The organism is Pseudomonas capsici, assembly GCF_017165765.1.
Classification (GTDB): domain Bacteria; phylum Pseudomonadota; class Gammaproteobacteria; order Pseudomonadales; family Pseudomonadaceae; genus Aquipseudomonas; species Aquipseudomonas capsici.
This window is the reverse complement of record NZ_JAFGZD010000026.1, coordinates 66,100-73,165: the sequence shown is the minus strand read 5'-3', so window position 1 is coordinate 73,165 and position 7,066 is coordinate 66,100. Positions and strand designations below refer to the sequence as shown.

At 58.3% G+C, this 7,066-nt stretch carries 5 protein-coding genes; 4 read left to right on the top strand and 1 reads right to left on the bottom strand.

All coding sequences use genetic code 11. The features are described from left to right. Nucleotides 1-154 precede the first annotated feature (154 nt). The gene (locus JSY17_RS23640) at nt 155-2,896 is read right to left on the bottom strand and encodes a beta-glucosidase (protein WP_206403164.1); all 2,742 of its coding nucleotides are present in this window, start codon (nt 2,894-2,896) and stop codon (nt 155-157) included. 482 nt (nt 2,897-3,378) lie between these two features. On the opposite strand from JSY17_RS23640, the gene JSY17_RS23635 reads away from it, so the two are divergent. The 4 genes from JSY17_RS23635 to gspG all read left to right on the top strand — a co-directional run bounded on the left by JSY17_RS23635 (nt 3,379) and on the right by gspG (nt 7,066). After that, on the top strand, nt 3,379-3,600 hold the full coding sequence (locus JSY17_RS23635; protein ID WP_200998083.1) for a hypothetical protein: 222 nt from the start codon (nt 3,379-3,381) through the stop codon (nt 3,598-3,600). Nucleotides 3,601-3,686: 86 nt separating this feature from the next. After that, the gene (gspE, locus tag JSY17_RS23630) at nt 3,687-5,411 is read left to right on the top strand and encodes a type II secretion system ATPase GspE (protein ID WP_162880469.1); all 1,725 of its coding nucleotides are present in this window, start codon (nt 3,687-3,689) and stop codon (nt 5,409-5,411) included. Next, nucleotides 5,408-6,610, top strand: coding sequence for a type II secretion system inner membrane protein GspF (gene gspF, locus JSY17_RS23625; RefSeq protein ID WP_206403163.1), 1,203 nt, complete (start codon nt 5,408-5,410; stop codon nt 6,608-6,610). The genes gspE and gspF overlap by 4 nt, the downstream gene beginning before the upstream one ends. Before the next feature lie 24 nt (nt 6,611-6,634). Then, complete coding sequence (gene gspG, locus JSY17_RS23620) at nt 6,635-7,066, top strand: type II secretion system major pseudopilin GspG (protein ID WP_117165096.1); 432 nt, start codon at nt 6,635-6,637, stop codon at nt 7,064-7,066.

The window sequence follows — 7,066 nt, the reverse complement described above, 5'->3', positions numbered from 1 at the left end:
GGAGCAATGGCTTTGGTTACTTTGGCCGAAACCAAAGTGACGCGCCGTAAAGGCGCAAGGCGGCCTCAAGCCGAACCTTCAATCGGCAATCACACGACACCTGTTTGCTGCGCGACAGCGCGGCGCCGAGGCGGCGGGTGATCCCATGCGACGTTTACTCGGTTTCCTGCTCAAACACCCCACCGGTCTTCACCGCTGGCTTGCTGACATTCACCGAGTTCAGTGCCGAACGTGGCAGCGGGTTGCTGGTGGTGGTCGAGAGTTCCTGGCGGAACGGGTTGACCAGCTTGGCGTTCAGACGGATATCCTGAGACGAGCTGCCCAGCGACAGGTTGAAGGTGTCGGCATCCACCACCCACTGCTTGGCGTTGACGTCGTAGTAAGCCAGCGAGCGATCGTTGAGTTCGATGGTCACGCGCTTGCTTTCACCCGGCTTGAGGAACACCTTCTTGTAGCCCTTGAGCTCCTTGAGGGCGCGCTCGACTTTCGGGTTCTGCTGGCCCACATACAACTGCGCCACTTCCGAACCACCGACCTTGCCGGTGTTGGTCAGGTCGAACGAAACCTTGATTGGCGTATTGCCCACCGCTACGCCCGGCGTAACGCTGATATTGCTGTAGCCGAAAGTAGTGTAGGACAGACCATAACCGAACGGGTAGAGCGGCTTGATGCCTTTCTTCTCGTAACCGCGATAACCCAGCAGCAGGTCATCCTTGTAGTTGATTTCCTTGAGCGTATTCTCGTTGTCGAATTTCGGGAAAGACGCATAGGCCGGGTTGTCTTCGATATTGCGTTCGATACTGATTGGCAGCTTGCCCGATGGGTTGACCTTGCCGAACAGGATTTCGGCCAGCGCCTGACCACCGTTCTGGCCCGGGTAAAACGCATGCAGTGCCACCGGAACCTGATCGATCCAGTCGCTCATTTTCAGGGCGGTACCGCCGTACATGGTCACCACGGTATTGGGGTTGACCTTGGCGATGTTCTGGATCAGTTCGTTCTGGTACTCAGGCAGGTCGAAGCTGTGGTCGAAACCTTCACCTTCGTATTCGGCGCTGTTACCGACCGCAACCACCACCGCATCGTAGCCGGACAGATCCTGAGGAGCGTTCAACGCTGCCCAGCTCATCTGCACACCTACCAGGCCGCCCATGGTCGACAGGTAACCGGCACGACGCGAGTATTCGAGCTTCACGTCGTAGCTCTTGCCGGCTTCCAGGTTGATCTTGGCGTATTCGGGAATGGTTGGCGGAATGTTGTTGTCCGGCAGTGGCTTGCCGTCGCCGTTGTCGATGATCTTCTTGCCATTGACGTACAGGCGCACGGCACCGTCGGCGCGAACCTTGAACACCTGCTCGCCGCTCTGGGTCGGGGTGATCTTGCCGGTGTAGCGAATCGAAGTGGAAGAGGTATCGCCAGTGAGCGAGCCGGAAGTCGAGCCCTTGCTGGTGTAAGGATCCGAGGCTGAGGTATTGCTGGCAAACGGCAGGTCGGTGTCGTTGGCCCAGTCCAGATCCACATGGCTTTCAGTGCGGGTCACTGCCGCATCGCCGGACCAGTTGGCGTTGCTGAAGTACTCGACCTTCATGCCTTTCACTTCGTCGCCAGCGATATTGGTGCTGGTCCACTGAGTGGTTTTCGGGTCCAGCGACAGGCCGTCGATGAATTCGACCTTGGCGTTCGGGGCGATCTGCTGCAGGCCGCTCAACTCGCTGACGTAGCGGGTTGCCTGCACGTTGGCGCTGCCGAAACCGGTAGGCGGTGCATATTTGGCCAGGTTGCCGACCACGGCGATTTTCTTGACCTTCTGCTTGTCCAGCGGCAGCAGGTCGTTCTGGTTCTTGAGCAGCACGATGCCTTCGCGGGCCGCGTTCAAGGCGACCTTGTTGCTGGTGGCGCTGTTCATGTTATGGGTGGTCAGCGGCGTCTTGGTATCGAACTTGTACAAGTAGATCTGCTTGAGAATGCGGCGGACCTTGTCATCGATGGTCGCAGCGCTCAGCTCACCGCTGTCCAGGTAAGGCTTGAGGATGGTGCTGTTCATCTGGTAGCCCATCATGTCCAGGTCGGTGCCTGCCTGTGCGGCATTCAGACCATGGACGACAGCGTTGTAGTCGCTCTGTACGAAGCCCTTGAAGCCCCATTCCTTCTTGAGAATCTGCTTGATCAGGTGATCGTTTTCACAGGCGAACTCACCGTTCACTTTCTGGAAGGCGCACATCATCATCGCGACGTTGCCGTTCTTGGCAGCCGACTCGAAGGCAGGCAGAGACATCTCGCGCAGTACGCGCTCATCCATGATCTGGTTCAGGTTGAAACGGTTGCTTTCCTGGTCGTTGGCCGCGTAGTGCTTGGCGTTGGCCCATACACCACGTGCCTGGATGCCGTTGATGACGCCGGGTGCCAGGCTGGCGCCCAGGAACGGATCTTCACCGGAGAGGTATTCGAACGCACGGCCACCATAGGGCATGCGATACAGGTTCATGCCCGGGCCGGTGATGAACTGGTAGCCGCCAGTGGCGGTGTCATAACCCAGGGCACGGCCCAGGTCGATGGCGCGGCGCGGGTTCCAGGTGGCCGCCAGGTTTGGACCGGACGGATAGACCACGCCCTGATCGTTGCCTTCGCTGGTGTAACGCACACCGACGCCACCATCGGCACCGTGAATCTGCGGGATACCGTAACCGGACAGTGGCTTCACGTCCCAGCCACCGGTACCACCGATGTAGGCCAGTTTTTCTTCCTGGGTCATCTTGTCCAGGGTCTTTTGCGCTGCCTTTTCGGCGCGTGCCTCACGAGCTTCCTGCTGAGCGGCGTCGGTAGCGTGCACCTGAGATACAGCCAATGCCAGCAGGGCCAGGGCCGACTGGGCGCCGATCATTTTCCGTTTGTTCATGCGTCTCTCCAACAACTTGTTCAATAAGGGTTCATGCAGCGAGAAGCGGCGATGGGGGTCGCTGACTTCATGACTTTTCATTGGGCAACAGTTTCCCGTCACCGCGATTCAAAGTGTTTTAACTTCAAGCGGGTGTTGCTGTTTTATGATGTTTTTAGCATGTAACTATTATTTAATTTTTCAGCTTGTTTGATTCTAAAGAGCCACTACATGATGGCGCTTTGAAATAACAAAACGAAACAATTAAGACGAAAAGAGCAATAAAAAGTCAAATAAAAGTGTGTTTTTGTTGGGTTTTGACTTTTTTCTTTACAATTTTGGAACTCTTGTTAAACCTACTGGTCGATGGGTTTAAGAAATTTTCTGGCCCTGTCCATTGGGCGAAAGCCGCTTGATGGCTCGCTGCTTAGTTGCCAGGTCTGATCAGGTTTTCTGACCTGGCTTGATGTAATTCTTGAATTTAGTTGGTGGGAGTATTTGCTATGAAGTTGTCGATTTTTGGTGCGGGTGTTGTCTTGGGTATGGCGCTTAGTGGTGCCGTAGTTGCGGCTGAAGCAACGGATGCTGATGCGACTTCCGGCGCAAGCGACTCCACGGTGATGACTCAGACTCAGGACACCAAGGCTACTCGCAAACAGAATGTCGAAACGACCAAGGGTGGTCGTCCGCAGAGTTCGACGACTACTCAGAAACAGTCCGATTGATGTAAGACGTTTCTGAGCATGGCCTCCCTCGTTATGAGGGAGTGCTGTAGTCTATGCCCCTCCGATGTATACAGATTTCCTCCCAAATGCAGTCAGAACCCGTCGATGCTACCCAGCTCCTGATTCCCGATGCCGCTCAGGTGTGTGCCTGGCTGATGGGCAATGCCGGTCTGAAAACCCAGGATCTCGAACGCGCGCAGCGCTTGCAGCAGGAATCGGAAGGTACTGACCTGCTGGCTTTGTTGACCCGGTTGGGGTTGGTTTCCGAATTCGAATTGGCACGGGCCTGGGCCGCTTTATTGAATGCCCCGCTGTTGATGGCCGAAGCTGCGCCGCCCTTGCTGGATCCTTTGCCCCCGCTGACCGAGCGTTTCATGCGCCACTATCAAGTGGTGCCGGTGGGTTGGAGTGACAACGGCTTGCAGGTGCTAACGGCGAACCCCGCCGTGTTGTATCCGTTCCAGGCCATTGCCTATGCATGTGAGGTGCCGGTCGGGCTTTCCATCGGGTCGCGCAATGAAGTCGAAACCCTGATCGAGCGCTATTACGGCCAGGGGCGTTCGGCCATGGGTACCCTGATTGAAAATCTGGATGAAGACGGCGGTTCGCTGGAAGACATCGAGCATCTCAAGGATCTGGCTTCCGAAGCCCCGGTGATTCGTCTGGTCAACCTGATCCTGCAACGAGCAGTCGAACAGCGTGCCTCCGACATTCATATCGAACCCTTCGAAAGTCAGCTCAAGGTGCGTTATCGCATCGATGGCGTATTGCACGAAGCCGAAGCGCCACCTTCCAGCTCATCGGCGGCGGTGATTTCCCGGATCAAGATCATGGCTCGGCTGGACATCGCCGAACGCCGTCTGCCTCAGGACGGACGGATCATGTTGCGCATCCAGGGCAAGGAGCTGGATTTGCGGGTTTCTACCGTACCCACCAGTTTTGGCGAGTCGGTGGTCATGCGTCTGCTGGATCGCCAGACCATCGATTTCGATTTCCCGAGCCTGGGTTTCGATGGCGAGCGTCTGCAGCATTTCCTTGAAGTGCTGGAGCGTCCCCACGGGATTCTGCTGGTGACCGGCCCCACCGGCTCCGGCAAGACCACCACGCTTTATACCGCCTTGTCGCGACTCAACACCGCCGAGCGCAAGATCATCACCGTTGAAGATCCGGTGGAGTATCAGCTCGAAGGCATCAACCAGATTCAGGTCAAACCTGCCATCGGCCTGGACTTTGCCGGAGCATTGCGTTCGATTGTGCGCCAGGACCCGGACGTCATCATGATCGGTGAGATGCGCGACCTGGAAACCTGCCGTATCGCCATCCAGTCTTCGCTGACCGGTCACCTGGTGCTTTCGACCCTGCACACCAACAGCGCAGCGGCGAGTATCACGCGCTTGCTGGATATGGGGGTGGAAAGCTACCTGATTGCGTCCACGGTCAATGGCATTCTGGCCCAGCGGCTGGTGCGCCGTCTGGACCCGGCTACCCGTGAAGCCTTCGATGCACCGCCGGAACTGATCGCCGAGCATGGGCTTGAGCGTTTCACCGACGAGCGTCCGATTCGTCTCTACCGACCCCGTGCCGATGCGCCGGGCGGCGGTTATCGCGGGCGCAGCGCAATCACCGAACTGCTGGTGATGAATGAAGAGTTGCGCAGCCTGCTGATGCGTCATGCCGATGCCGCGACCCTGGAAGAAGCCGCCCGGCGTGGTGGTTTGCGCACCCTGCATGAAGAGGGGCTGCGTCAGGCCGTGGCCGGTGTGACCTCGCTGGAGGAGGTGCTGCGCGTCACCCGGGGTGAAGGCTCATGAGCCTGTTCAAGTTTCGTGCTCTGGATGCTTCGGGTGCCGTGCAGAATGGCGCACTTGAAGCCAGGGATCAGGAGGCAGCCGTGGCCGCCCTGCAAAAGCGTGGCCTGATGGTGCTGCATATAGAAAGCGCCGGTCTGGGCGGTTTGCGTCGTAGCCTGGGACGCGGGCTGTTGAGTGGCGCGGCACTGGTCAGCTTTACCCAGCAGTTGGCGACGCTGCTGGGGGCGGGCCAGCCTCTGGAACGATCCCTGGGAATTCTGCTCAAACAACCCGGCCAGCCTCAGACCAGAGCCTTGATCGAGCGCATTCGCGAACAGGTCAAAGCCGGCAAACCGCTGTCTGTCGCTCTGGAAGAAGAGGGCAGTCAGTTCTCGCCGCTGTATATCAGCATGGTTCGCGCCGGTGAGGCCGGCGGTGCGCTGGAAAGCACTCTGCGGCAGTTGAGCGATTATCTGGAGCGCAGCCAGTTGCTGCGCGGCGAAGTCATCAATGCGTTGATCTATCCGGCGTTTCTGGTGGTCGGCGTACTGGGCTCCCTGGCCTTGCTGCTGGCTTATGTGGTGCCGCAATTCGTGCCGATCTTCAAGGATCTGGGCGTGCCGATCCCGCTGATTACCGAGGTCATTCTCGACCTTGGCCAGTTTCTGGGAAATTACGGTCTGGCACTGTTTGCCGGGCTGATTGTGTTGGCCTGGGCCATGGCCGTGCGTCTGCGCGATCCGCAACGTCGCGAGCGCCGTGACCGTCGCTTGCTGGGCATCCGGGTGATCGGTCCGTTGCTGCAGCGAATCGAAGCCGCACGCCTGACTCGTACCCTGGGCACCTTGCTCAGTAATGGCGTGGCGTTATTGCAGGCGCTGGTCATCGCCCGACAGGTCTGTACCAACCGCGCCTTGCAGGTGCAGGTGGAGCAGGCGGCGGAGTCGGTCAAGGGCGGCGGCACACTGGCCAGTGCCTTTGGTGCACAACCGCTGTTGCCCGATCTGGCCTTGCAGATGATCGAGGTTGGCGAACAGGCGGGCGAGCTGGACAGCATGTTGCTCAAGGTCGCCGATGTCTTCGATGTGGAAGCCAAACGCGGCATCGACCGCATGCTTGCGGCGCTGGTGCCTGCACTGACGGTGGTCATGGCGGGCATGGTCGCGGTGATCATGCTGGCAATCATGCTGCCGCTGATGAGCCTGACCAGCAATATCTGAATTCATGAATGAGGAATGACTCCGATGAGTGTCAACCGTACGCGCTTCAAACCCGGACGCCGACAGGGCGGTTTTACCCTGCTGGAAATGCTTGCCGTGATTGTTCTGCTGGGCATCGTGGCGACCATTGTCGTGCGCCAGGTGGGCGGTAACGTGGACAAGGGCAAATACGGTGCAGGCAAGGCGCAACTGGCCAGTCTGGGCATGAAGATCGAAAGCTATGCACTGGATGTCGGCTCGCCGCCCAAGACCTTGCAGCAACTGGTGGAAAAACCCGGCAATGCTTCGGGCTGGAACGGCCCTTACGCCAAGCCTTCGGATCTCAAGGACCCGTTCGGCCATGCTTTCGGCTATCGCTTTCCGGGTCAGCACGGCAGCTTCGATCTGATTTTCTATGGTCAGGACGGTCAGCCTGGTGGTGAAGGCTACAGCGCCGACCTGGGCAACTGGGAGTAA

What these genes read in the sequence shown, in the direction of transcription:
- gspE (WP_162880469.1), top strand. Translation starts at nt 3,687, where the DNA reads ATGCAGTCAGAACCCGTCGATGCTACCCAGCTCCTGATTCCCGATGCC.
- gspG (WP_117165096.1), top strand. Translation starts at nt 6,635, where the DNA reads ATGAGTGTCAACCGTACGCGCTTCAAACCCGGACGCCGACAGGGCGGT.
- JSY17_RS23640 (WP_206403164.1), bottom strand. Translation starts at nt 2,896, where the DNA reads ATGAACAAACGGAAAATGATCGGCGCCCAGTCGGCCCTGGCCCTGCTG.
- gspF (WP_206403163.1), top strand. Translation starts at nt 5,408, where the DNA reads ATGAGCCTGTTCAAGTTTCGTGCTCTGGATGCTTCGGGTGCCGTGCAG.
- JSY17_RS23635 (WP_200998083.1), top strand. Translation starts at nt 3,379, where the DNA reads ATGAAGTTGTCGATTTTTGGTGCGGGTGTTGTCTTGGGTATGGCGCTT.